This window comes from Pseudoduganella sp. R-43 (assembly GCF_049913255.1).
In the GTDB taxonomy this organism is placed as follows: domain Bacteria; phylum Pseudomonadota; class Gammaproteobacteria; order Burkholderiales; family Burkholderiaceae_D; genus Rugamonas.
This window is the reverse complement of the sequence record NZ_CP183988.1, coordinates 2,251,481-2,275,463: the sequence shown is the minus strand read 5'-3', so window position 1 is coordinate 2,275,463 and position 23,983 is coordinate 2,251,481. Positions and strand designations below refer to the sequence as shown.

21 protein-coding genes are annotated in these 23,983 nt (G+C 64.9%); 1 reads left to right on the top strand and 20 read right to left on the bottom strand.

Translation table 11 applies throughout. The features are described 5' to 3' along the window. Positions 1-93: 93 nt before the first annotated feature. Positions 94-342: a hypothetical protein gene (locus ACN9M3_RS10380; RefSeq protein ID WP_426170503.1), complete on the top strand. Its 249-nt coding sequence runs from the start codon at positions 94-96 to the stop codon at positions 340-342. Here the strand turns inward: ACN9M3_RS10380 and ACN9M3_RS10375 are convergent. From ACN9M3_RS10375 to ACN9M3_RS10280, 20 genes are all read right to left on the bottom strand, one after another. After that, positions 263-1,054 (bottom strand): PEP_CTERM-anchored TLD domain-containing protein, encoded by a 792-nt coding sequence (locus ACN9M3_RS10375; RefSeq protein WP_426170502.1) that lies wholly within the window; start codon positions 1,052-1,054, stop codon positions 263-265. The genes ACN9M3_RS10380 and ACN9M3_RS10375 overlap by 80 nt on opposite strands. A gap of 42 nt (positions 1,055-1,096) precedes the next feature. After that, a complete protein-coding gene (locus ACN9M3_RS10370) occupies positions 1,097-1,489 on the bottom strand; it encodes a RidA family protein (RefSeq protein WP_426322283.1) in 393 nt (130 codons plus the stop codon). A 9-nt stretch (positions 1,490-1,498) separates the two neighbouring features. Continuing rightward, positions 1,499-2,659, bottom strand: coding sequence for an acyl-CoA dehydrogenase family protein (locus ACN9M3_RS10365; protein ID WP_426322281.1), 1,161 nt, complete (start codon positions 2,657-2,659; stop codon positions 1,499-1,501). A gap of 1 nt (position 2,660) precedes the next feature. Continuing rightward, positions 2,661-3,515 carry an enoyl-CoA hydratase family protein gene (locus ACN9M3_RS10360; RefSeq protein WP_426170497.1) on the bottom strand — a complete coding sequence of 285 codons (855 nt, stop codon included), beginning with the start codon at positions 3,513-3,515 and terminating at the stop codon, positions 2,661-2,663. Then, positions 3,512-3,997 carry a MarR family winged helix-turn-helix transcriptional regulator gene (locus ACN9M3_RS10355; protein ID WP_426170495.1) on the bottom strand — a complete coding sequence of 162 codons (486 nt, stop codon included), beginning with the start codon at positions 3,995-3,997 and terminating at the stop codon, positions 3,512-3,514. Before ACN9M3_RS10355 ends, ACN9M3_RS10360 begins: the two co-directional genes overlap by 4 nt. A gap of 13 nt (positions 3,998-4,010) precedes the next feature. Further along, positions 4,011-4,802, bottom strand: coding sequence for an SDR family NAD(P)-dependent oxidoreductase (locus ACN9M3_RS10350; RefSeq protein ID WP_426323725.1), 792 nt, complete (start codon positions 4,800-4,802; stop codon positions 4,011-4,013). 5 nt (positions 4,803-4,807) lie between these two features. Beyond that, a complete protein-coding gene (locus ACN9M3_RS10345; protein ID WP_426322278.1) occupies positions 4,808-7,183 on the bottom strand; it encodes a bifunctional salicylyl-CoA 5-hydroxylase/oxidoreductase in 2,376 nt (791 codons plus the stop codon). 8 nt (positions 7,184-7,191) lie between these two features. Further along, positions 7,192-8,838, bottom strand: a complete 1,647-nt coding sequence (locus tag ACN9M3_RS10340; RefSeq protein WP_426322276.1) for an AMP-binding protein — start codon at positions 8,836-8,838, stop codon at positions 7,192-7,194. Positions 8,839-8,967: 129 nt separating this feature from the next. After that, positions 8,968-9,675 (bottom strand): response regulator, encoded by a 708-nt coding sequence (locus tag ACN9M3_RS10335; RefSeq protein WP_426322274.1) that lies wholly within the window; start codon positions 9,673-9,675, stop codon positions 8,968-8,970. Positions 9,676-9,693: 18 nt separating this feature from the next. Continuing rightward, positions 9,694-13,872: a two-component regulator propeller domain-containing protein gene (locus tag ACN9M3_RS10330; protein ID WP_426322272.1), complete on the bottom strand. Its 4,179-nt coding sequence runs from the start codon at positions 13,870-13,872 to the stop codon at positions 9,694-9,696. A 44-nt stretch (positions 13,873-13,916) separates the two neighbouring features. Continuing rightward, the gene (locus ACN9M3_RS10325; RefSeq protein WP_057260261.1) at positions 13,917-15,086 is read right to left on the bottom strand and encodes a patatin-like phospholipase family protein; all 1,170 of its coding nucleotides are present in this window, start codon (positions 15,084-15,086) and stop codon (positions 13,917-13,919) included. Between the two features lie 75 nt (positions 15,087-15,161). After that, on the bottom strand, positions 15,162-16,904 hold the full coding sequence (gene ggt, locus ACN9M3_RS10320) for a gamma-glutamyltransferase (protein ID WP_426322270.1): 1,743 nt from the start codon (positions 16,902-16,904) through the stop codon (positions 15,162-15,164). A gap of 117 nt (positions 16,905-17,021) precedes the next feature. After that, positions 17,022-17,783: a 3-hydroxyacyl-CoA dehydrogenase gene (locus ACN9M3_RS10315; RefSeq protein WP_426322268.1), complete on the bottom strand. Its 762-nt coding sequence runs from the start codon at positions 17,781-17,783 to the stop codon at positions 17,022-17,024. A gap of 64 nt (positions 17,784-17,847) precedes the next feature. Then, positions 17,848-18,354 (bottom strand): hypothetical protein, encoded by a 507-nt coding sequence (locus tag ACN9M3_RS10310; protein WP_426170481.1) that lies wholly within the window; start codon positions 18,352-18,354, stop codon positions 17,848-17,850. Between the two features lie 56 nt (positions 18,355-18,410). Beyond that, complete coding sequence (locus ACN9M3_RS10305; RefSeq protein ID WP_426322266.1) at positions 18,411-20,621, bottom strand: sodium-translocating pyrophosphatase; 2,211 nt, start codon at positions 20,619-20,621, stop codon at positions 18,411-18,413. A 204-nt stretch (positions 20,622-20,825) separates the two neighbouring features. Further along, complete coding sequence (gene adk, locus ACN9M3_RS10300; protein WP_426170479.1) at positions 20,826-21,482, bottom strand: adenylate kinase; 657 nt, start codon at positions 21,480-21,482, stop codon at positions 20,826-20,828. Between the two features lie 78 nt (positions 21,483-21,560). After that, the gene (gene kdsB, locus ACN9M3_RS10295) at positions 21,561-22,319 is read right to left on the bottom strand and encodes a 3-deoxy-manno-octulosonate cytidylyltransferase (protein WP_426322263.1); all 759 of its coding nucleotides are present in this window, start codon (positions 22,317-22,319) and stop codon (positions 21,561-21,563) included. Between the two features lie 3 nt (positions 22,320-22,322). Then, positions 22,323-22,499, bottom strand: coding sequence for a Trm112 family protein (locus ACN9M3_RS10290; protein ID WP_082507565.1), 177 nt, complete (start codon positions 22,497-22,499; stop codon positions 22,323-22,325). Continuing rightward, positions 22,480-23,559 (bottom strand): tetraacyldisaccharide 4'-kinase, encoded by a 1,080-nt coding sequence (gene lpxK / locus ACN9M3_RS10285; protein ID WP_426322261.1) that lies wholly within the window; start codon positions 23,557-23,559, stop codon positions 22,480-22,482. Before lpxK ends, ACN9M3_RS10290 begins: the two co-directional genes overlap by 20 nt. After that, the gene (locus ACN9M3_RS10280; protein WP_057260354.1) at positions 23,559-23,978 is read right to left on the bottom strand and encodes an ExbD/TolR family protein; all 420 of its coding nucleotides are present in this window, start codon (positions 23,976-23,978) and stop codon (positions 23,559-23,561) included. The genes lpxK and ACN9M3_RS10280 overlap by 1 nt, the downstream gene beginning before the upstream one ends. Between the last annotated feature and the right edge of the window lie 5 nt (positions 23,979-23,983).

The following is a 23,983-nucleotide window of genomic DNA, read 5'->3' as shown; positions in this document are numbered from 1 at the left end:
CATGCGGAACTTTTTTCCTTCCCGCCTGTCCAATCTCAAATCTCCCGGTCTTGTTTCACGCCACAGTTAGCCAAACTGCTTTGGGAGATAGAAATGAATTCGGAGAATCGTCTCGCAAAAGTCGAGGTTGAGGTGGAATTACTTAAAGAGCTGGTCGAAAAAAATGCGCAAGCAATTACTGCGCTGCGCGACACGATGGATCGGCGCTTCAATGAGCAGCAAGCGCAGATTGCGGAATTGCGTCGCGAGGCAAACACAAATTTCAGGTGGACAATGGGGACATTCCTGACCGGTTTCCTCTTTCTGCTTGGCTTGATGGGCCGCATTGCGGGGCTTTACTGATCGGTCTTAAGGGTTGGGCGAAGCGAGCAGCAAAGCCCAGTATGACGAGGCCCGCTACAAGCATCAACCAGGTGTCGGCCTCGGGAACAGCAAAGACGCGCCACACTTCCATATCGCCGAATGTGATGTTCGGCGACTTGTAATCCCTCCCATCAAGCAGGCTGGAATCGAAATTGCTGCGTTCGGGATCGATGTAGGAATACATGATCGAGTAGCCGCCGTTGGTCAGGTCCCACGGCACGTACAAGTCATGGCCGGCGCCGAACACCGGGCCGGTCCTGGCATCGTTCCAGGTCTGGAAGGAGCCGACCGTATCGAGCGCATAGGTGCGCGGCGTCTGGCGATGCATCTGGCGCGACGTCAGGTTGTACAGGAAGCCGGTGCGCTTTTCATCTTCGGTCGTGATGTGGAATTTGCCGGACGAGTCCCAGCTTTGCGGGTTATAGCCGCCGACCTTGAACAGTTGCCCCAGCTCATTGGTCGCTTCCATCACGGTAAACGTACGGCCCTTGCCGTCAACTGCCGCGTGGAAATCCGCTGCGGTTTGTCCATCGCGCTTCTTGTACAAGCGCTCCAGCCTGATCGGGCCATTGCCAAGCCAGGTCGATAGCTGGGCAATGTCAGCCTCCGTCAACAGCGGCGTTGCGCCTTGCGCGGTCGACAGGACTAGCAGGAAAATTGCGCCAAGCAGGCGCGAGAGAAGTTTGGCCATGGGATTGCACCTCCACGGCCGGACTATAGCACTTCATTAAAACTACGCGGGCACGACTGCCGTCACCTCAATTTCCACCCTTGCACGCGACTCCAGCAGCCCGGCGACCTCGACTGCCGTCATGGCCGGATAGTGCTTGCCGATCAGCTCGCGATAGATGGCGCCGATCTCTTTATAGGCGCCCATGTATTCATGCTTGTCCACCACATACCAGGTCATGCGGGCAATATGCTCAGGCCCGCCACCCGCTTCTTTCAGCACGGTCAGGATGTTTTCAATGGCCTGGCGTACTTGTCCGGCGAAATCATCTGTTTGGAATTCGCAATTTGCATCCCAGCCGATCATGCCGCTGACAAACACCATGCGGCCTGTCGCTGCGATGCCATTGGAATAGCCGCGTGGACGTGCCCAACCCGGCGGTTGTAATACTTGCATACTGACTCCTTAGCCTTCGCGCAGCAGTTCGCGCGCGATGATCAATTGTTGTACTTCGGAGGCGCCTTCATAAATGCGCAGCGCGCGGATTTCACGGTACAGGCGCTCGACCGGATGTTCGCTGACCACGCCCATGCCGCCGAACATTTGTACGGCGGCGTCGATCACCTGCTGGGCAGTCTCAGTCGCGGTCATCTTGGCCATGGCGGCTTCTTTCGTCACTTTCTGGCCCTGGTCGCGCTGCCAGGCGGCGCGGTAGGTCAGCAAGGCGGAAGAATCGACGCCCGTGGCCATCTGCGCCAGCTTGGCTTGCGTGAGCTGGAAGTCGGCCAGCGCCTGGCCGAACATCTTGCGGCTTTGGGCATGGGCCAGCGCTTCGTCCAGCGCACGGCGGGCGAAGCCCAGCGCGGCGGCGGCGACCGAGGTGCGGAATACGTCCAGCGTTGCCATTGCGACCTTGAAGCCCTGCCCTGCCTCGCCAAGGCGCTGGCTGGAGGGAATGCGGCAGTTGCTGAATTCCAGGCGCGCCAGCGGGTGCGGGGCGATGACGTTGATACGCTCCGCGATCGCGAAGCCTGGCGTGTCCTTGTCGACGATGAAGGCGCTGATGCCGCGCGCGCCGGGTTGCTCGCCGGTCCGGGCGAAGACCACATAGAAGTCGGCGATGCCGCCGTTGGAGATCCAGGTCTTTTCGCCATTGAGCACATAATGGTCGCCATCCGGCACGGCGGCGCATTGCATGGCGGCGACGTCGGAGCCGGCCTGCGGCTCGGACAGCGCGAAGGCGGCAATCGCTTCGCCTTTCGCGACGCGCGGCAAGTAGGCTTGCTTGCTGGCGTCGCTGCCGAACAGGCTGATGGCGCCGGAGCCCAGGCCCTGCATCGCGAAGGCGAAATCGGCCAGGCCGTTATGACGGGCCAAGGTTTCCCGGATCAGGCAGATGGCGCGGGTGTCGATGGCGTCCAGCGCGCCGCCATAGGCGGTGCCGCCGATGGCGTGCCGCAGCCAGCCCGCATCGCCGAGGGCGCGCACCAGGGAACGGCATTGGGCGTCTGTGTCGCTGCCGTGCGCGTCGCGCACATGTTCGGCGGCCCAAGCGTCCAGGTCGCGCTCCAGCACCGCATGGCGTTGTTCGAAGAAGGGCCAGCCAAGGTAGGATTTATCAGCCATCTCAATCGCCCTCGAAAACCGGTTTCTGTTTCGCCACGAAGGCGTGATAGGCTCGGTGAAAGTCGTTGGTGGCCATGCAGATGGCTTGCGCCTGCGCTTCCGCTTCGATGGCTTCGTCGACGCCCATGTTCCACTCCTGTTGCAGCATCTTCTTGGTCATGCCGTGCGCGAAGGTCGGGCCGCTGGCCAGGCCTTGGGCAAAGGCTTGCGCTGCGGCGAGCAGGCTTTCCGGCGCGTGCAGGCTGTTGAAGAAGCCCCAGCGCTCGCCTTCCGTACCGGACATGGAACGGCCGGTGTATAGCAGTTCTGCGGCGCGGCCCTGGCCGATCACGCGCGGCAGCAAGGCGCAGGCGCCCATGTCGCAGCCAGCCAGGCCGACGCGGGTGAACAGGAAGGCGGTCTTGCTGCGCTCCGTGCCGAGGCGGATATCGGAACCCAGGGCAAGCATGGAGCCGGCGCCGGCGCACACGCCGTCGATGGCGGCGATGACCGGTTGCGGGCAGGCGCGCATGGCTTTCACCACGTCGCCGGTCATGCGGGTGAAGGCCAGCAGGCCAGGCATGTCCAGCTTGGTCAAGGGGCCGATGATTTCATGCACGTCGCCGCCGGAGCAGAAGTTCTCGCCGGCGCCGGTGATGACGATGACCTTGACGTCATCGGCATAGGCCAGTGCGCGGAACAGTTCACGCAGCTCGGCGTAGGAGTCGAAGGTGAGCGGATTCTTGCGCTCGGGGCGGTCCAGGGTAAGCGTGGCGACGCCCTGCTCCACCGTGAACTGGAAGTGCCTGGCCTGGTAGGCGGCGAGTTGCGCGCGGTTGCCCGGCAGGTGTTGCGGTTCCCCTTGCAGGTATTTCATGGTTTGTCCTTTGGTTCGCGGGCGTACAGGTGGCCCTTCATTTGCGACAGCAATTCGATGAGCTGTCCTTTGTCTTCTTGCGAAATCTCTTGCAGCAGTTCGGCAACCCAGCTTTCGTGGACTGCGGCCATTTGCGCGAAGGCTTTGCGTCCAGCGGGCGTGAGCTTGACACTGAAGGCGCGGCCGTCTTTCGGGTCGGGTACGCGGACGACCAGGTTCTCCTGCTCCAATTGGTCGGTGATGCCGGTGACGTTGCCGCCGGTGACCATCATGCGTTTGGAGAGTTCGCCCATGCGCAGGCCTTCGGGGTGGCGCTCAAGCTGCGCCATCAGGTCGAAGCGCGGCAGCGTGATGCCGAATTCGGTGCGCAAGCGGCTGCGGATTTCGGTTTCGATCTTGGTAGTGCAGGAGAGCATGCGCAGCCACAGCTTCAGCGACTGGTGGTGGTCCTTGGTCAGGCGGCTTTCCAGGTCTAATTGCATTGTTCCTGTTTCCTTACATGACTTCACCGCCGGCGACGGCGATGGATTGGCCGGTCATTGCACTGGAGGATGGCTGGCAAAGCCAGGCCACGGCGTTGGCGACCTCCTCGACCTGCACCAGCTTCTGTTGCGGGTTGCCGGCCGCCAGCTCGGCGCGCGCTTGCTCCTCGCTGCGTCCAGTTTTTTGCATGATGTTGGCGATTGCGTCCTGCACGATGTCGGTTTCCGTGTAGCCGGGGCAGACGGCGTTCACCGTGATGTTCTTTGTCGCCAGTTCCAGCGCCAGCGCCTTGGTCAGGCCGACCAGGCCGTGCTTGGCGGCGACGTAGGCGCTGACGTATTTATAGCCTTTCAGGCCGGCCGTGGAGGCGATGTTGACGATTCTTCCCCAGCCTTTTTCCAGCATCTGCGGCAGGACCGCTTGCGTGCAGTGGAAGGCGCCGGTCAGGTTCACGTCGAGCATTTGCTGCCAGTGCCGGCTGGTGGTTTTCGCGAACGGCGCGGGCTGCGCTTGCCCGGCATTGTTCAGCAGGATGGTGATCGGGCCGAGTTGCTGCGCGGCTGCGGCGATGGCCGCGTGGACGGCCGCTTCGTCGGTAACGTCCAGCACGCAGATGTCCACACGCGGCACCTGCGTCCCGCTTCGAGCGTTCCCGGTACGCAGCGAGTCCGCCGCGCGTTCGAGCGCTACCGCATCGCGTCCGGCAATCGTCACGCTGGCGCCTTGGGCCAGCAATGCACGTGCGCAGGCCAGCCCGATGCCCCTGCTGCCGCCGGTGATGAATGCATGCTGGCCAGAGAGCATCATCGTCAGCCCTCCAGCAATTTCGCCGCGACCTGCTGCGGCGTCAGCCCGGCATTGGCGGCGGCCAGCTGGCGTTCGCGCTCAAGATTGCGCTCGAGCTGCTGCTTGCCGGCCAGGTATTGCTTCGGCCAGGTCACGGGCGTGTAGCCAAGCCTGGCCGCCTCGGCCAGCGTCCAGGAAGGGTTTGCGAGATGCGGGCGGCCCACGGCGCACAGGTCGGCGCGGCCGGCCGCGATGATGCCGTTCGCATGGTCGGCTTCGAAGATCGAGCCGACTGCAATGGTCGGAATCCCCGCCTCGTTGCGCACCCGGTCCGCAAACGGCGTCTGGAACATGCGCCCGAATACCGGCTTTTCCAGCTTGCTGACCTGGCCCGAGGAGCAGTCGATCATGTCCGCGCCCGCCAGCTTGAACAGGCGCGCGACCTGCACGGCATCATCCGGCGTGATGCCGCCTTCGACCCAGTCATGGGCCGAAATGCGCACGCTCATTGGCTTATGCGCCGGCCACGCCGCGCGCATGGCCGAGAACACGCGCAGGGGGAAGCGGCAACGGTTCTCGAGCGAGCCGCCATACTCGTCGCCGCGCTCATTGGTCAGCGGCGAGATGAAGGACGACAGCAGGTAGCCGTGCGCGCAATGCAGCTCGAGCCAGTCGAAGCCCGCTTCCTCGGCCGCCAGCGTGGCGCGCACTAAGTCGGCCTCGATGCGCCGCATGTCCTCCGCGCTCGCGGTGCGGGCCACCTGCGACACACCGGCCAGGTATTGCTGCTGCGAGGCCGCCAGCAGGGGCCAGTTGCCTTTGTCAAGCGGCAGGTCAATGCCGTCCCACATGGCGCGGGTCGAACCCTTGGCACCGGCGTGGCCGAGCTGCAATCCGATCCTTGCGTCCGTGTTCCGGTGGACGAAATCGACGATGCGTTTCCAGGCCATGGTGTGCGCAGGGGCGTACATCCCGGGGCAGAACGGCGTAATGCGGGCATCGGCGGAAACACAGGTCATCTCCGCCATCACCAGCGCTGCGCCGCCCATGGCGCGCGATCCCAGGTGAGCCATATGCCAGTCGCCAACGCAGCCGTCGACTGCGCTGTATTGCGCCATCGGCGAAACGATGATGCGATTTTTCAGCACCAGGCCGCGCACCTTGTAAGGGGTGAACATCGGCGGCACGGGGCGGCCAGCCGCCGGCTGCGGCACCCCGGCCTGTGCGAAAGCACGTTCGGCCAGCCAGCGCTCGAAGCCAGCCACGTAATCCTTGTCGCGCACGCGGAGGTTTTCGTGTGACAGGCGCTGGCTGCGCGTCAGCATCGAGTAGGCGAACTGCGGCGCCTCCATCGCGGAGTAGCGCTGCACGTTTTCGAACCACTCCATCGAATTGCGCGCTGCGCTTTGTATCTTCAGCACTTCGACCGCGCGCACGTCCTGATAGGCAGCCAGCGCGTCGCGTGCGCTGCCATGCGCAGCAAAGCAGCGCGCCAGCTCGATCGCGTCTTCCAGCGCCAGCTTGGTGCCGGAACCGATCGAGAAGTGCGCAGTATGCGCCGCATCGCCCATCAGGACCACCGGCACGTCGCCATTCCAGTGCACCCACTTCTGGCACACGATGCGCGGGAACTTGATCCAGACATTCGAGCCGCGCAGGTGGGCGGCGTTGGACATCAGCTTATGCCCTTCCAGCCGCTCGGCGAACAGCTTCTCGCACCAGGCCAGCGCTTCTTCTTGCGGCATGTCGTCCAGCCCGGCGGCGCGCCACACCGATTCCGGCGTCTCGATGATGAAGGTCGACGTCTCGCCGTCGTACTGGTAGATGTGGGCCTGGAACCAGCCATGTTCCGTCTGCTGGAAGTCGAAGGTGAAGGCGTCGAACTTCTTCGTCGTGCCCAGCCAGACGAAGCGGCATTGGCGCGCTTCGATCATCGGCTGGAACGTCGCCTCGTAGCGAGCGCGCACGCGCGAATTCAGGCCGTCCGAAGCGATCACCAGGTCTGCGTTGAAGCGCGCCGCCAGTTCCTGGTCGTCCTGCACGTCAGTCTCGAACACCAGCTCCACGCCCAGTTCTTCGCAGCGCTGCTGCAGGATGTTCAGCAGGCGCTTGCGGCCGATGCCGCAGAAACCGTGGCCACCGGAGGTGACTTTCTGCCCTTTGAAGAAGACGTCGATGTCGTCCCAATGGTTGAAAGACTGCAGGATCTCGCGCGCAGTCTTTTCGTCGGCCGCCACCAGGTTGCCCAGCGTCTGGTCGGAAAACACCACGCCCCAGCCGAAGGTATCGTAAGGCCGATTGCGCTCCACCACCACGATGCGGTGCGACGGGTCCTGCTTTTTCATCAGCAGGCCAAAATACAGGCCGGCCGGGCCGCCGCCAATACAAACGATATTCATGCTGTTCCTCAAGTGCTACGGAGTTTGAAGCGTTGCAGCTTGCCGGTTTCGGTGCGCGGCAGCGAAGGCAGGAAGCGGATCGAGCGCGGATACTTGTACGGGGCGATCTGTTCCTTGACGAAGTCTTGCAGCTGCGCCGCCATGTCGGGCGTTGCTTCAAAGCCCGGCTTGAGCACGACATGCGCTTCCACGACCTGGCCGCGTTCCTCGTCCGGCTTGCCGACCACGCCGCACTCGGCCACGGCGGGATGACGCAGCAAGGCGTCCTCCACCTCGGGGCCGGCGATGTTGTAGCCGGCGGAGATGATCATGTCGTCGGTGCGCGAACGGTAGAAGAAGTAGCCGTCGGCATCCATTTCGTAAGCGTCGCCGGTCAGGTTCCAGCCGTCCAGCACGTAGTCGCGCTGGCGCGGGTCGTCCAGGTAGCGGCAGCCGGTCGGGCCTTTCACTGCCAGGCGGCCGACAACGCCGGGGCCTACCGGCTGGCCCTTGTTATCGAGGACGCAAGCGCGGTAGCCGGGAATCGGCTTGCCGGTGGCGCCCGGCCGGATATCGTCCCCTGCTGCGGAAATGAAGATATGCAGCATCTCCGTGGCGCCGATGCCGTCGATCATGCGTAAGCCGGTGGCCTGCTGCCAGGCTTCGCGCGTTGCCACCGGCAGCGCCTCGCCGGCCGAGACGGACTTGTCCAGGCTCGAAAGATCGTATTTGCCCGCGAGCGTGGCCATCTGGCGGTAAAAGGTCGGCGCGGTAAAGCAGATCGTCGCGCGGTATTTTTCAATCGCCTGCAGCAGCGTTTCCGGCGTCAGCTTTTCCAGCAGCACGGCGGCGGCGCCCACCCGCAGCGGGAACAGCAGCAGGCCGCCCAGGCCGAAGGTAAAGGCCAGCGGCGGCGTGCCGATGAACAGGTCGTCGGCGCGGGACTCGAGGACATGGCGCGGGAAACAGTCGCAGATGGCCAATACGTCGCGATGGAAGTGGGTGGTGCCTTTCGGGACGCCGGTGGTGCCGGACGTGAAGCTGATCAGGCAAATATCGTCGGCCGCCGTGTCGCATGCCGCGGCGCTCGCCGGCTGCGCATCCATCATGGCCTCGAGCGAATGCCCGGACGCCGTGGCGGCAGCCTGCGCCTCGGCCGGCACGTTGAACCACAGGGTGCGTCCAGGGCGGTTGGGCGCAGCCTCGATCTCTTCGCGCAGGGCATGGGCGCACAGCACCGCCTGCACTTGCGCCTTCTGCATGATGACGCCCAGCTCCCGCGCGCGCAGCAGCGGCATGGTGGGCACCGCGATCAATCCGGCCTTGAGCACGGCCAGCACGGCGGCGGCCATCATTGGATGGTTGGCGCCGCGCAGCAGGACGCGATTGCCGGGCACCAGCGCCATCGGGCCGCGCAGGACGTTGACGATGCGGTCAACCTGCTGCTGCAGCTCGCCATAAGTCCAGCTGAAGCCTTCGCCGTGCAGGGCGATGCGCGCGCCGCTGCCCGCCGCCACGGCCTGGTCGAGGATCTCGGCCACGCAGTTCAGGCGCGCCGGGTACTGCAACTCGGGAAGATCGAACACCAGGTCCGGCCATTGTTCAACCGGAGGTAGATGCTGGCGCGCGAACTGGTCGAGATGCGCGCTCGGTTCTGCTGCAGTGGGTCTGTTCATGGTCGCCTGGGTAAGGTTCGGTTGAAAGTACAGCCTGCGGTGCAGACTACTTTAAACCTAAACTATATTTACCGCAAGGCCGCGCCAGCCCGGCGGGAGGATTTTCCCGCAAGCGGGCTGGCGGTTTTCTCAGCTTTGGCGCACCAGCGAGGATTGGTGCAGCACCGCCCGGATCACGTCCGTCAGCGCCGCCTGCACGGCTTCGTTGCTGACGTGGGCGCCGATCAGGGGCTTGAGCGAGGCTGCGGCGCCGTGCAAGCCCAGCGTGGTGCAGCCGGTATGCAGGCGCTCCAGCCGCACGCGCACCTCGGCCTGTTCGTCGTGCGCCAGCAGCGCATCGATCTCGTTGCTGGCTGCCGTGAGCTGGTTCTGGAAACCGGTCAGGTAGACCAGCAAACGGTCGGCGGCAATGCCCAGCCGCGCCAGGGTGGCGGCCGGCTCTTCCGCCCGGTGCTCATAGCCGTTGGCCGCCTGGTCGAGGAAAGCGCCAAGGTGGGCGCGCACCTGCTCCGACTGGAACGGCTTGACGATGTAGCCGGTGGCGCCGGCCAGGGTGGCCTGCTGCACCGTTTCCTTGTCGGTGGCGGAGGACACCAGCACGAACGGCACTTCGGCCAGGTCGCCCTGCCCGCGCACGCGCTGCAGCAATTCGATGCCGGACAGGCGCGGCATGCGCAGGTCGCAGAAGACGATGCCCGGACGCATCCCACCCTCCAGCTGCTGCCAGGCGTCGGCGCCGTCTTCCGCTTCAACGATCTCGAACTTGCCGCAACCATCGATCAGGTGCATCAGCACCATGCGTGAGACTACGTCGTCGTCGACTACCATTACTTTCATGCTCTCTCCGCTCTTGTTTTAATGACGCGTTGGGGATACGACGTGTTCCAGCAGCTGCCGCAAGCGCGGCAGCTTTTCGCGGATCGCCGGCCACATGGCGCGGTCGGCGGCCCGTTCCAGTTCACCGCACAGGGCATGCAGTTCGGCCTCGTCCAGGTAGGCGGCACTGCCCTTCATGCCATGGAACAGGCGGCCGGCAGCATCGGCGTCGGCCGAGGCCAGGGCCTGGTCCAGTTCGCGCAGGCGCGCCGGCAAGTCGGCGATGAAGGCATCGCGCAGGCGCAGCTTGAGGGCCTGTCCGGCCTGGCCCGGCATCGGCGCCGGCGGAGGCAGGTCGCACACGCCGAACATGGCATCCAGCTCCGCCACCGAAGGAAGTTCGGTCGTTCGCGCCCGCAACGGCGGCAGTTTGATGCCGCGCGCCAGCTGGCGCTCGATGGCCCGTTCCAGCTGCATGTGCAGCGCGCCCTCGTCGATCGGCTTGGTCAGGAAATCGTCCATGCCGGCGGCCAGGTAGCGGCTGCGGTCTTCGTCGCTGGCGTTGGCCGTCAGGGCCACGATCATCAGGTGCGGATCGAGCACCGGCGCTTCGCGCGGGCCGCCGGAGCGGATCAGGCGCGTCGCGGTGGAGCCGTCCATTTCCGGCATGCGGCCATCCATCAGCACCAGGTCGTAGCGCTGCTGGGCGCAGGCGGCCAGCGCCAGCACGCCGTTGCCGGCGATATCGACCTTGTGCCCCAGGTCTTCCAGCATCATGCGCACGATGATCTGGTTGGTGGGGAAGTCTTCTGCGCACAGCACGCGCAGTTGATGCGTATGCGGCTCGCGCGCCACGTGCGGCGCCAGCGGCGGCGCCACGCCGTCGCGCAGCGGAACGGTGAAGGCGAAGCTGGAACCGGCGCCCGGCGCGCTGACCACATCGATCTGGCCGCCCATCAGCTCCACCAGCTGGCTGCTGATCGCCAGGCCCAGGCCGGTGCCGCCGTAGCGGCGGGTGGTGGTGGTGTCGCCCTGCTCGAATTTCTGGAACAGGCGCGGCAAGGCGTCCGGCGGAATGCCGATGCCGGTGTCTTCCACCGTGAAGCGGATGCGGTGCCCTTGCGGCCCGCTGCTTTCGCGCTCCACGCGCAGCGATACCTTGCCGCGCTCCGTGAACTTGAAGGCGTTGCCGACCAGGTTGACCAGCACCTGGCGCAGGCGAGTCGGGTCGCCGACCACGAATTCCGGCAGGTCGGGCGCGAAGTCGACTTCGAAACCCACCATATTGGACATGGTGTGCTCGGCAAACAGGCTGACCACGTTCTCCACCATGCTGGCCAGCGCGAAATCGATCGACTCGATGTGCAGCTTGCCGGCTTCGATCTTGGAGAAGTCCAGCAGGTCGTTGATGATGGCCAGCAGCGACTGCGCATTGCCCTGGCCGCGTTCGATCTGCTCGCGGGTGCGCTCGGCCAGCGCATTGTCGCGCAGGGCGAAGCCCAGCATGCCGATCACCCCGGCCAGCGGGGTGCGCATTTCGTGGCTCATATTGGCCAGGAATTCGGATTTCTGGCGCGTCGCGTCCTCAGCCCTCTGCTTGGCCAGCGACAGGTGCTTGTCGCGCTGCTCCAGCTCGCGCTTCTGCTCTTCCAGCAGCTGGTTCTTCAGCTCCACTTCGGCCGTGCGCAGGCTGACCTGCTTTTCCAGCTGCAGCTGCTGGCTGCGCAGGACGCGCACGCGCATGTGGTAAGCGCCCCAGGCGGCGCCCAGCGCGGCGGCCAGCATGCACAGGCGGAACCACCAGGTTTTCCAGTACGGCGGCGCGATATTGATTTCCAGCGTGGCGGCGTTGTCGTTCCAGATGCCGTCCTTGTTGGCGGCCTTGACGCGGAACTGGTAGGTGCCGGGGTCAAGGTTGGTGTAGGTCGCGAAGCGCTTGCCCGCATCGGTCACCACCCAGTCCCTGTCGAAGCCGACCAGTTGGTAGGCAAAGCGGTTGCGCTGCGGCGCGGCGTAGTGCAGCGCCGCGAATTCCAACGAGAATACGGAGTCGCCTTCGCGCAGCGACAGGGAGCTGGTGTATTCGATGGCCTGCTGCAGCACGCCCCTGTTGGCGCCGCCCTGGCCCGGCCGCACCGGCTTGTTGAAGATCTGGAAATCGGTGATGACGGCAGTCGGCGCCGAACTGTTCTCCCGCACCTCCTGCGGATCGAATGCGGTGATGCCGTTGAAGCCGCCGAAGTACAGGGTGCCGTCGGCCGCACGCAAGGCCGAGCCGTCGAAATAGGCGCCTTCGATGGTGCCGTCCACGCCGGAGTAATTGCGCACCTGCCCGTTGCCCATGTCGAGGCGGGAGATGCCGGTATTGGTGGACAGCCACAGGTATTTCCCGCGGTCCGGCAGGATGCCGGCGATCGCATCGTCGGCCAGGCCGTCCTTGCGCAGGAAGCGGCGGAAATGCACGCTGCCGTCGGGGCGCCGCTCCATCCGGTTCAGGCCCGCCGCGGTGCCGATCCACAGCATGCCATCGTCGTCCTCGAACAGGTAGTGCACCTCGTTGTGGCTCAAGCTGCCCTGGTCGTTCGGGTTGTTGCGATAGTGCGTGAAGCGGCCGGTCTTGCGGTCCAGCAGGTCAAGGCCGTTGAAGGTACCGATCCAGAGGTTGCCGCGCCGGTCTTCCAGCACCGGGCGCACCACGCTGTCGGCCATGCTGTGGATGTCGGCCGGATCGTGGCGGAAGGTGAGCACGCCGTTGCTGGACGGGTCGATGCGGTGCAGGCCATTGCGGGCGGACGCCCAGACCATGCCGTCGCGGTCGCCGTACAGGAAGCGGATCACATCGTTTTCAGGATCGCCGTGCGACAGCATCAGCGGACCAAAGCGGCGCGCCCTGATGTCGAAGCGGCGCACGCCGTTGCGGCTGCCAACCCACAGCACATTGCGGTCGCGCGGGTCGTGCAGCAAGGCCGTGACCTGGAATTCCAGGCTGTCGTTGCCGCTGCCGGTGCGATACAGCACGGTCTTGCCGGTCACCGGATCGTAGTAATTGAGGCCGTCGCTGTTGCCAACCCAGACCTTGCCGTCGCCTGCGTCGAGCAAGGCGCGCACCTTGTTGTCGGTCAGCGTGAAGGGCTGGCCCGGGTCCTTGACCAGGCGAGCAAAGCCGCCGCTGCCCAGGTCGACCCGGCTGACGCCGCGATACCAGGTACCGACCCACAAGGTGCCGACGTTGTCGCGGAACAGCGAGAACACATAGTTGTCCGCGATGCTGTGCGGGTCGCCCTGCTGGTGGCGGTATTGCACGAAGCGGTCGTCCGACTGGCGCCAGCGGAACAAGCCGCCGGTCTGGCTGCCGACCCACAGCGTGCCATCCTGGTCCTGGTAGATGCGCTTGACCGTGCTTTGCGGCAGGCCTTCCGCCGCGCCCAGCACCCGGCGCTGCGGATATTTTCCTTCCAGCGTCCAGCGCTCGATGCCGTTCTGGGTGCCGACCCACAGCACCTGGTCGCGGTCCACCAGCAGGGACTGGGCGCCGCGGGCGCCCGCTGCCTTGAGCGGATAGTGGATGAAGGTGCGCGCCCCCGTCTCCAGCATGTCGACGCCGGCCGAGGTGGCAATCCACAGCCTGCCCTGCTTGTCGCGCGCCAGGGCATTGACCTGGTCGTGGCCAAGGCTGCCCGCTTCAGCGCGATCGTGGTGGTAAATGAGGAACTTGCCCGTCGACGGATCGAAATGCTGCAGGCCGTCGGCGGTGCCGATCCACAGGCCATCGGCGCCGTCATCGATGATGGCTTTGATATGGCGGTTGCCGCTGCCGCGCTTTTCCGGCTCGCGCGGCAGATGGTGGCTGAACGACTGGGTTCTGGGGTCGAACAGGTCAAGGCCGCCGTCGGTGCCGACCCACATGCGGCCGCGCGGATCGAGGTGCAGCACGCCGACCCAGTTCTCGGCCAGGCTGCGCTGGTCGCCAACGATATTGCGGTAAACCGTGACCTTGTAGCCGTCAAAGCGGCTCAGGCCCGCCTGGCTGCCGAACCACATGAAGCCCTGGCGGTCCTGCATGATCGCCAGTACCGACTCCTGAGCCAGGCCGTCGTCCACGTCCAGCTGCTCGAAACGCAGGGTGCGCGGCGGCGCCGCCAGCGCCGGGAGGGCGAGCGTGCAAGCCAGGGCCAGTGCGGCCAGGCGAGGAAGCAGACGACGAACTATTCCAGCCACGGTTCAGAAATGGGCAAAAGCTGCCATTTTACTATTGCTCGCCATCAGGACCCGAAAAATGCCAGGACGTCCGCGCGGCGGGCCTGGGTATCGCGCTGGCCGAGCCGGATCAGCTCCTGGGTGTAGCTGGCTTCAAACAGCAGGTAGGAGGCCAGCGCCGAACCGCGCGCCTCGGTGGCGCCGATCCCGGACAGCATGGTGCGAATCGGCGCCGGCAGGCTGCCGATGTGGCGCGCAGCCAGGTCGTCCAGCCGTTCGGACGGCGCGATTACCAGCAGTTCCACGGGCCGCAGCGGAGTCTTGGCCAGCAGGTCTTCCGGCAGCACGGACAAGGTCTGGTTGACGCGGTTCAGGCGTTCGATATCGACCGCCAGCCCGTCCAGGAAGATGGAGGACATGGCATGGCCGGCGATCTGGGCCAGGCTCGGGTAGCGCGGCGTTTCCGTCATCTGGCGCGGCGGCTCGGTCAGGCGGCCGGCGCCGACCACCAGCACCTTCTGCGCCCCAAGGTGGATGGCCGGCGAAATCGGCGCCAGCTGGCGCATCGAACCGTCGCCGCAATACTCAAGGTGGCCGCCCATGTACAGGGGCGTGGCCGGGAAGATGAAGGGAATCGCCGACGACGCCAGCAGGTGCTCGACGCCGATCTGGTCCTGCATCGCCACGCGCTGCATCCTTACCCAGGGTGCGATTTCGGCGGCGGTCTGGTAGAAGGTGATGTGCTGGCCGCCGGTGTAGGACGATGCGGTGACGGCTACCGCGTGCAGCAGGCCTTCCTGCAGGCAGTTGTCCAGGCGCGGCAAGTCCAGCATGCGGTGCAGCAGGTTCACCAGCGGGGTGTTGTCGAGCAGCGACTGCGGCGGCGCGGCGCGCCATTTGCGCAGCAGCCAGCCGAAGGACAGCAGCGACAGCCAGCGCGCCCCCGAACGCAGCACGCCCAGCGAATCGGCGCGATACACCTGGTTCGCTTCAAAATTGCTCCATACATCGAGCAGTTTCTGCACGCCTTCGCCGAAATTGTCGGCGCGGCAGGCCAGCGCGGTGGCATTGATGGCGCCAGCCGAAGTGCCGCAAATGATCTGGAAGGGATTACGTGCCGGCGGCCATCCCTCTTCCCACAGGATTTCGGAAATCGCCTGCAAAACGCCAATCTGGTAAGCCGCCCGGGCGCCGCCGCCCGTCAGGATCAAGCCCGTTTTCTTTTTCATGCCCATTTATCAAGGGTAACATGCTGGCTGCGGGGCGGGAATGACTTGCGCCCTGCCCGCCAGCAGCCTGTCGCGCGCTCGTCACTCGCCGCGCACGATGCCTTCGCGGCGCGGGTCGGCACCGCCGAACCAGCCGGCCGGCGTGCGCTGCAAGCCTTGCAGGCCCGAGTTGAGTTCCACCTGGCGCACCTCGTGGCCGCGCGCTTTCAACTGATCCACCACCTCGCCCGGGAACTTGCCCGCTTCAAGCTCGGTGGGGCCATTGCGGCTGCCGAAATTGGGCAGGCTGATGGCCTGCTGCACATTGAGGTTCCAGTCAAGCGCACCAACCAGCACCTTGGCCACGTAGTTGATGATGGTCGAGCCGCCCGGCGAGCCGGTGGCCAGCACCAGTTGCCTGGTCTGCCTGTCGAAGACCAGGGTCGGCGCCATCGAACTGCGCGGGCGCTTGCCAGGCTGCACGCGATTGGCGATCGGGCCGTTTTCGTCCACCGAATCCCAGGAGAAGTCGGTCAGCTGGTTATTCAGCAGGAAGCCGTCGACCATCTGGCGCGAACCGAAGGCGTCTTCCACCGAAGTGGTCATGGAAATGGCGTTGCCGTTGCCGTCGACTACCACCAGGTGCGAGGTGGACGGCTTGTCCAGCGCAGTGTCATCGCCCCAGGCTACTTTGACTTCAGCCGGCACGCCGGCGCGGGCGCGGCCCATCGACTTGTCGCCGATGAGGGCGGCGCGCTGGCGCAGGTAGGACTTGTCGAGCAGGCCGCTGGCGCCCTTGCCGGGCAGCGGCACGAAGTCGGTGTCGGCCACGTAGCGGTTGCGGTCGGCGTAAGCCAGGCGCTCGGCTTCCGTCATCAAGTGGATGGCGTCGGCGCTGATCACGCCGTCGACTGGCGCATAGTCGCCGATCTTGCTGTTCTCCAGGATGCCCAGGATCTGCGCGATCGCTACGCCGCCCGACGACGGCGGCGGCATGCCGCACACCTTGTAGGCGCGGTAGTCGGTGCACAGCGGCTCGCGTTCCCTGGCCCGGTAGCCCGCGATGTCGGCTGCCGTCAGGCCGCCGGGATTGGTCGGGTGGCCCTGCACTTTCGCAGCGATGTCGCGCGCGATGCGGCCACGGTAGAAGGCATCGGCGCCTTCGGCAGCGATTTCACGCAGGGTCTTGGCCAGTGCCGGATTTTTCAGGACATGGCCGACGGGCCAGGGTTTCTTGTCCTTGTCGAAGAAATAGGCGGCAGCGACCGGGTCGCGCTGCAGGTAACGCTCGCTGGTCAGCAAGGCGTTCAGGCGCGGACTGACGGCGAAGCCCTCTTCCGCCAGCTTGATGGCGGGCGCGAACAGTTTGGACCAGGCCAGCTTGCCGTACTCCTTATGCGCCAGTTCCAGCATGCGCAGCACGCCGGGGGCGCCGACCGAACGGCCGCCTACTACGCCTTCCGGCCGCGGCAAGGGTTTGCCGTTGGCGTCCTGGAACAGGGTTTCGGTGGCGGCGGCGGGCGCGGTTTCGCGGCCGTCGAAGGAACGGACTTTCTTGCCGTCCCAATGCATCATGAAGGCGCCGCCGCCGATGCCGGAAGATTGCGGCTCGACCAGGGTCAGTACCAGTTGGGTGGCGATCGCTGCATCAACGGCGGAGCCGCCTTGCTTCAGCATCTGGTAGCCGGCTTCGGTGGCCAGCGGGTTGGCCGCGGCGACCATGAATTTCTGTGCGGACCAACCGGCTTTATCCTGCCAGCCAGTGGCGATTTCAGGAGCACGGTTGTCTTGGGCGTGGAGCGGGAGGGTGCAGAGCAGTGCTGCGGCAAGGGCTAGTGCTTTCATCCGGCCATGCTACACCAAAACCGGCAATTCAGTGCCAGACCCATAGGGTCTGGCACTCGGCATGCGGCGGCCGCGTATTCGTGTCTGACCCTGCGGGTCAGACACGGGTTTTCCGGTTTATTTAGGCTGCATCCGAATCGCGCCATCCAAACGGATCGTCTCACCATTCAGCATAGTATTTTCGATAATGGACTTGGCCAGCGAAGCATATTCGAACGGCTTGCCCAGCCGTGGCGGGAACGGCACCATCTTGCCCAGCGCATCCTGCACTTCCTGCGGCATGCCCAGCAGCATCGGGGTCTCGAAGATACCCGGCGCAATGGTCATCACGCGGATGCCCGAACGCGACAGGTCGCGCGCCATCGGCAAGGTCATGCCGGCCACGCCAGCCTTGGAGGCGCCATAAGCCGCCTGCCCGATCTGGCCATCAAACGCGGCCACCGATGCAGTATTGATAATCACACCGCGCTCGCCCCACTCCGCCGCTTCGGTCTTGCCCATGGCATCAGCAGCCAGTCGGCACATATTGAAGGTGCCGACCAGGTTGATATTGATGGTGCGCGCGAAGGAATCCAGCGGGTGCGGGCCATCCTTGCCCACGGTCTTGATCGCCGGCGCCACGCCGGCGCAGTTGACCAGGCCGCGCAGGGTGCCCATGGCGGTAGCCGCAGCCACCACAGCCAGGCCGTCCGCTTCCGAAGTCACGTCGCATTTGACGAATTTTGCTGCGCCCAGTTCTGCCGCCAGCTTTTCGCCGGCTTCCACCTGCACGTCGGCCAGCACGACCTTGCCGCCGTTATCGACGATCATGCGCGCGGTCGCCGCACCCAGACCCGACGCGCCGCCGGTGATGATGAATACTTGGTCCTTGATTTGCATGCTTTTGTCTCCCCTATTCACTTTACGTTACGTAAACGTCAATCGAGGCGTATTGTAGCCGAAATCAGTAGCAAGTCATCCATCCTCCGCTCTGGGAACACACTTTTCCGCTCGGGCTGATGACCTGGCCGGGCGGCCCGTGGTAATAGGTACCGCTGGTGTCGCGGCAGCCGCCCGCGTCGCACTGGACCGGGATCGGTGCGCTGGGGCCGGGCAGCGGCGTGGCTGGCGGCAAGACGGCGCCCGGCGGCAGCGACGGCTGGCCCGCACGCGGCAGTTGGGCGATCGCCGTCGGCGCCGCATGCGGATCGCGTCTGGTGAGCACGGGCGCCCAGGTCAGCGAAGGATCGGGGGCCGGCGCAATGCGCGGCGTCGGCGTGACAGTCAGCGGCACCGGGCGGCGCGGCATATTCTTGCGGGCAGGCGCCGTGCGGCAAGGCTCCTGCAGCAGGCGCTTGCCATCTGCGCTGAGCCGGCATTCCGGCAAGCGCCGGTACTCGTCAAGGGATTCGGCGCCAGCGGCCGGGCCGGACAGCCCGGCGGCCAGCGCCAGCAGGAGTGGATAGTTCATGTTGCCCTCCGCAGCGTACAGACATCATACGCCGCAGAGGGTTGACGCGGCGCGGCTTACTTCGCCGCCGGCGTCTCGCTTGCGGCTTGGGCCGGCACCTCGGCCATGGCGGGAGCCACCGCTGGCGCAGCCACGGGCGCTGCCACCTGCGGCGCCGCAGCCGAAGCCGGGGCCACCACCTGTTGCTGCGCCTGCATCGGCGCCATGGTCACCGACAGGATGCCGGTGACCGGCAACAGCGGCACCAGCAGCAGCGCCACGATGTTGATGATCTTGATCAGCGGGTTGACGGCCGGACCGGCAGTATCCTTGTACGGGTCGCCCACGGTATCGCCGGTCACCGCCGCCTTGTGCGCGTCGGAACCTTTGCCGCCATGGTTGCCGTCCTCGATATACTTTTTCGCGTTATCCCAGGCGCCGCCGCCGGTGGTCATCGAGATCGCCACGAACAGGCCGGTGATGATGGTGCCCATCAGCAGGCCTCCCAGCGCGCGCGGGCCGAGCAGCATGCCGACCAGGATAGGCACCAGCACCGGCAGCAGCGAAGGCGCGATCATTTCCTTGATGGCGGAGGCAGTCAGCATGTCGACGGCCTTGTCGTACTGCGGCTTGCCGGTGCCGTCCATGATGCCCTTGATGTCGCGGAACTGGCGGCGCACTTCCACCACCACGGCGCCGGCAGCGCGGCCGACGGCCTCCATCGCCATGGCGCCGAACAGGTAAGGGATCAGGCCGCCGATGAACAGGCCGACGATTACCATCGGGTCGGACAGGTCGAAGGACATCTCCATGCCGCGCGACTGCAGGGCGTGGGTGTAGTCGGCAAACAGCACCAGCGCAGCCAGGCCGGCCGAGCCGATCGCATAGCCCTTGGTCACCGCCTTGGTGGTGTTGCCCACCGCATCCAGCGGGTCGGTAATGGCGCGCACGGAATCCGGCATGCCCGACATTTCGGCGATGCCGCCGGCGTTGTCGGTAATCGGGCCGTAGGCGTCCAGCGCCACGACGATACCAGCCATCGACAGCATGGAGGTCGCCGCAATCGCAATGCCGTACAGGCCGGACAGCTTGAAGGAAACCAGGATCGCCACGCACACGGCAAGCACTGGCCATGCGGTGGATTTCATCGACACGCCCAGGCCCGCAATGATATTGGTGCCGTGGCCGGTGGTGGAAGCTTCCGCGATATGGCGCACCGGCGTGAATTCGGTGCCGGTATAGAACTCCGTGATGTAGACCATCAGGCCGGTCAGCACGATGCCGACAACCGTTGCACCCAGCATCTTGTAGCGCATCTCATCATCCGGCCAGACCATCCAGGTTACGATGACGAAGCCGATCAGCGACAGGCCGGCGGCCCACCACAAGCCAGTGTACAGGGCCGACATGATCTTCTTGCCCGGTTTCGCCTTGACCATGGAGCAGCCGATGATGGAGCCGATGATGGACACGGCACCCAGCAGCATCGGATAGATGGCCGCCTGCGCCGGCGCGCTGGTGATCATCAACGCGCCAAGCAGCATGGTCGCGATCAGGGTCACCACATAGGTTTCAAACAGGTCGGCCGCCATGCCGGCGCAGTCGCCCACGTTGTCGCCCACGTTGTCGGCGATCACCGCCGGATTGCGCGGATCGTCCTCGGGAATGCCCGCCTCCACCTTGCCCACCAGGTCGGCGCCCACGTCGGCGCCCTTGGTGAAGATGCCGCCACCGAGGCGGGCGAAGATCGAGATCAGGGAAGCGCCGAAGGCCAGGCCGATCATCGGCTTCAGCACTTCATGCACATTGTGCGTCGGGTCAGGCGCGCCCGGAGCGCCCATCACGGTGAGCACCCAGTAGAATCCGGCTACGCCCAGCAGCCCGAGGCCGACCACCAGCATGCCGGTGATGGCGCCGCCCTTGAAGGCGACATTGAGCGCCTCGTTCATGCCCACCGACGCAGCCTGCGCGGTACGCACGTTGGCCCGCACCGACACATTCATGCCGATAAAGCCGCAAGCGCCGGAAAGCACGGCGCCAAGAAGGAAGCCGATGGCGGTCTTCATATCGATCGCCGCCCCGATGGCTACCAGCAGAACAACACCGACGATACCGATGGTGCGGTACTGGCGGGCCAGGTAGGCCGCAGCACCTTGCTGGATGGCTGTCGCGATTTCCTGCATGCGGGCGTTGCCCGCGTTCTGTCCAAGAATCCAGCTGCGCGCCCACAGCCCGTACACCACCGCGAGCACGCCGCACGCAATCGCGAACCACAAACTTGCTGCCATAGATTGCCCCCTTACGTTATTAGAATCAAAAGCCACAAAACGAACTCGGTACGACCGAACTACGTACTGCAAAACTTTGACACTTCACGGCCAGGGGGCCGCCAAACCGGTAGACCAGTGTCAGACCCGCAGGGTCTGACACTTGCGACGCGACTGTCGCGTACCGGTTTGAAAAAAGCGGGCCAGGAGCCCGCTTCATAAGTATTAGCTGTTCAGAGCCGCGAACGCACGGTCGCGAATCTCTTCGACTGGACCAACGCCTTCGATCTTGCGATATTTCGGCGCACCAGGCTGGCCCGATTTGGCCCACTCGCCGTAGTAGCCAAGCAGGACTTCAGTCTGGTTGTGGTAGACGTCCAGGCGCTTCTTGACGGTTTCTTCCTTGTCGTCGTCGCGCTGCACCAGGTCTTCGCCGGTGACATCGTCCTTGCCTTCGACTTTAGGAGGATTGAATTTGACGTGGTACACACGGCCCGAAGCCGGGTGGCTGCGGCGGCCGCTCATGCGTTCGACGATCTGGTCGTCCGGTACGGCGATTTCCAGCACGTAGTCGATTTTGACGCCTGCGTCCTTCATCGCGTCGGCTTGCGCGGTGGTACGCGGGAAGCCGTCAAACAGGTAGCCATTGGCGCAATCGGCCGCTTTCAGGCGGTCTTTCACGAGGCCGATGATGATGTCGTCCGAAACCAGTTGGCCCGCGTCCATCACTTTTTTAGCGGCCAGGCCCAGTTCAGTACCTTCCTTGATTGCCGCACGCAGCATGTCGCCGGTGGAAATCTGAGGGATGTTGTACTTTTCCTTGATGAAGTTGGCCTGGGTGCCCTTACCGGCTCCTGGTGCTCCTAACAGAATGAGACGCATGAATGTTCCTAAACGATTTAATAATAATTTTTGATGATGCCTTAGCCACCTTGCTAGAAACTTACCACAGAAGTTGGCTTATCCGCCACTTTTGTAGAGTGCTTGTACACGCGCCAGGTCTTCCGGGGTGTCCACGCCCGCCGCCGGGGCGGAATCGGTCACGTGTACGGCAATGGGGTATCCATGCCACAGGACGCGCAGCTGCTCGAGGGCTTCAATCCCTTCCAGCGGCGACACTTCCAGCGCCGGATAGGCCTGCAGGAAGTCGTTTCTATAGGCGTACAGCCCAATATGGCGCAAGGGAACGTAGCCGGCCGGCAGGGCCGACTTGTCCTTGGCGAAGGCATCGCGGTGCCACGGGATGGTGGCACGGCTGAAATACAATGCGCGGCCCTGCTTGTCCAGCACCACCTTCACCACGTTCGGGTTGAAGGCGTCCGCCACGTCGTGCAGCGGATGGGCGCAGGTGGACATCGGCACGTCGGCGCCGATGCGGGCGGCGGCAGCCTTCAGCAGTTGCGGCTCGATCAGGGGCTCGTCGCCCTGCAGGTTGACCACGACGGCGTCGGCCGGCAAATTCATGGCGCGCGCCACTTCGGCGATGCGGTCGGTGCCGGACGGGTGGTCGGCACGGGTCATGAAAGCTTCGATGCCATGCTGTTCGCAGGCTTCTTTGATAGAGGCGTGGTCGGTGGCGACAACGATGCGGGCCGCGCCGGCTTCCTTCGCGCGTTCGGCCACGCGCACCACCATCGGCTTGCCGCCCAGGTCGGCCAGGGGCTTGTTGGGCAGGCGGGTCGAGGCCAGGCGGGCCGGGATGATGACGATGAAGGACACCGCTTACTCCGTGGTGTCTGGCAGGGAGCGCGCTTCGTCGGCCCACATGATCGGGATGCCGTCGCGGATCGGGTATGCCAGGCGGTCGCCTTTGCAAATCATTTCCTGGGCTTTTTTGTCGTACTCCAGAGGGCCCTTGCACACAGGGCAGACCAGGATATCAAGCAGGCGTGCGTCCACGTAGTTTCTCCACAATTTGATCGGCCAGCGCCGCGTCGATGCGGGCGCTGACTGGAACGACCCAGATTCTTGGATCGTTGCGTAGTTCTTCAATTTGCCAGCATTTTACTGCATCCTTCTCCGTCACCAGAATAAAGTCGGCCTCGACATTCGCGAACGGGCGGTCTTTAAAGTCGTGATGATCGGGAAGCGGCAACTCCTGCGGCTCAAGTCCTGCGGTGCGCAGCATGGCAAAAAAACGGCCCGGATTGCCGATGCCCGCCGCCGCGGCCACGCGCAGCCCGTCGCCCTGCCCCGCACGGCGAGCCAGTTCGGCCAGCGTCATGCGCTCGCTGCGCTCAGCCAGCCGTTCTGCAACGTCGCCGGCGAGGCGCATCTGCCAGGGAGCACCCGGTGCGCCACCGCGGACAGCGCCGGGTGGCGCGATGGCGGTGCACAGCGCTGCCGTCAGTTCGGGCGCGTTGACCACGGTGAAATCGCGTTTGCGGGACGGCGCCTCGCGCAGCGGCCCGGCCGGCAGCGTCCAGCCATTGCCAACTCCCCTGCCGTCAAACAGCACGATTTCGATGTCGCGCGCCAGGGCGTAATGCTGCAAGCCGTCATCCGTGACGATAACGTTGACTTCGGGGTAAGCCGCCAGCAGCGCCTCGCCCGCCGCCGCACGCGCACGGCCAACGAAAACCGGGCAGCCGGTACGGACGGCAATCAGGACTGGTTCGTCGCCCACCTCGGCCGGCGTCGACACGGCGCTGACTTCGCGCGGCGCGGCATCCGTGCTGCCGAAGCCTCGCGACACAACGCCCGGCCGGAAACCGGCCGCACGCAGCGCATCGACCAGCCAGATGGTCAGCGGCGTCTTTCCCGTACCGCCAATGAAGATATTCCCCACGACGACGACCGGCACCGGCAAGCGCTCGGCGTGCGAGACGCCAAGCGCATACAGGCCGCGGCGCACGGCGGCCAGCCCCCGGAACAGCAGGGACAAGGGCCAGAGCACGCATGCCAGCGCGCCCCGCCGCAACCACTCGCGCGAGAACGTCGTCTCGAGGGAAGAGGCCATTACCTGGCCTGGGCGGTCTGTGCCTCGAAGGTCACGCGCTCGAAGCCAGCCACGCGCGCCGCTTCCATCACGTTGATCACCATCTGGTGCATCGCGAACTGGTCGGCGTTGATCTTGACGATCGGGTTGGCATCCTTGGTGGCAGCCTTCATCTGCTCGGCCAGGCCGGCTACGTCGTGGAACGCAACCGGCGTGCCGTTGATGGTGTAGTTGCCCTTGGCATCCACTGTCACATTCAGGTCATTCGGCTGCTCCACCGTCTTTTCCGCATCGGCGGTCGGCAAGGTGATTTTCAGCTCGGTGAACTTGCTGTACGTGGTGGTGATCATCAGGAAGATCAGGATCACCAGCAGCACGTCGATAAACGGGATCAGGTTGATCTCGGGATCTTCGCGCTTCTGGCCTCGGCGGAAATTCATCGCCA

Bases quoted from the DNA above. Each gene is read 5' to 3' on its own strand.
- ACN9M3_RS10380 (WP_426170503.1), top strand. From the start codon at position 94: ATGAATTCGGAGAATCGTCTCGCAAAAGTCGAGGTTGAGGTGGAATTA.
- ACN9M3_RS10375 (WP_426170502.1), bottom strand. From the start codon at position 1,054: ATGGCCAAACTTCTCTCGCGCCTGCTTGGCGCAATTTTCCTGCTAGTC.
- ACN9M3_RS10370 (WP_426322283.1), bottom strand. From the start codon at position 1,489: ATGCAAGTATTACAACCGCCGGGTTGGGCACGTCCACGCGGCTATTCC.
- ACN9M3_RS10365 (WP_426322281.1), bottom strand. From the start codon at position 2,659: ATGGCTGATAAATCCTACCTTGGCTGGCCCTTCTTCGAACAACGCCAT.
- ACN9M3_RS10360 (WP_426170497.1), bottom strand. From the start codon at position 3,515: ATGAAATACCTGCAAGGGGAACCGCAACACCTGCCGGGCAACCGCGCG.
- ACN9M3_RS10355 (WP_426170495.1), bottom strand. From the start codon at position 3,997: ATGCAATTAGACCTGGAAAGCCGCCTGACCAAGGACCACCACCAGTCG.
- ACN9M3_RS10350 (WP_426323725.1), bottom strand. From the start codon at position 4,802: ATGCTCTCTGGCCAGCATGCATTCATCACCGGCGGCAGCAGGGGCATC.
- ACN9M3_RS10345 (WP_426322278.1), bottom strand. From the start codon at position 7,183: ATGAATATCGTTTGTATTGGCGGCGGCCCGGCCGGCCTGTATTTTGGC.
- ACN9M3_RS10340 (WP_426322276.1), bottom strand. From the start codon at position 8,838: ATGAACAGACCCACTGCAGCAGAACCGAGCGCGCATCTCGACCAGTTC.
- ACN9M3_RS10335 (WP_426322274.1), bottom strand. From the start codon at position 9,675: ATGAAAGTAATGGTAGTCGACGACGACGTAGTCTCACGCATGGTGCTG.
- ACN9M3_RS10325 (WP_057260261.1), bottom strand. From the start codon at position 15,086: ATGGGCATGAAAAAGAAAACGGGCTTGATCCTGACGGGCGGCGGCGCC.
- ggt (WP_426322270.1), bottom strand. From the start codon at position 16,904: ATGAAAGCACTAGCCCTTGCCGCAGCACTGCTCTGCACCCTCCCGCTC.
- ACN9M3_RS10315 (WP_426322268.1), bottom strand. From the start codon at position 17,783: ATGCAAATCAAGGACCAAGTATTCATCATCACCGGCGGCGCGTCGGGT.
- ACN9M3_RS10310 (WP_426170481.1), bottom strand. From the start codon at position 18,354: ATGAACTATCCACTCCTGCTGGCGCTGGCCGCCGGGCTGTCCGGCCCG.
- ACN9M3_RS10305 (WP_426322266.1), bottom strand. From the start codon at position 20,621: ATGGCAGCAAGTTTGTGGTTCGCGATTGCGTGCGGCGTGCTCGCGGTG.
- adk (WP_426170479.1), bottom strand. From the start codon at position 21,482: ATGCGTCTCATTCTGTTAGGAGCACCAGGAGCCGGTAAGGGCACCCAG.
- lpxK (WP_426322261.1), bottom strand. From the start codon at position 23,559: ATGGCCTCTTCCCTCGAGACGACGTTCTCGCGCGAGTGGTTGCGGCGG.
- ACN9M3_RS10280 (WP_057260354.1), bottom strand. From the start codon at position 23,978: ATGAATTTCCGCCGAGGCCAGAAGCGCGAAGATCCCGAGATCAACCTG.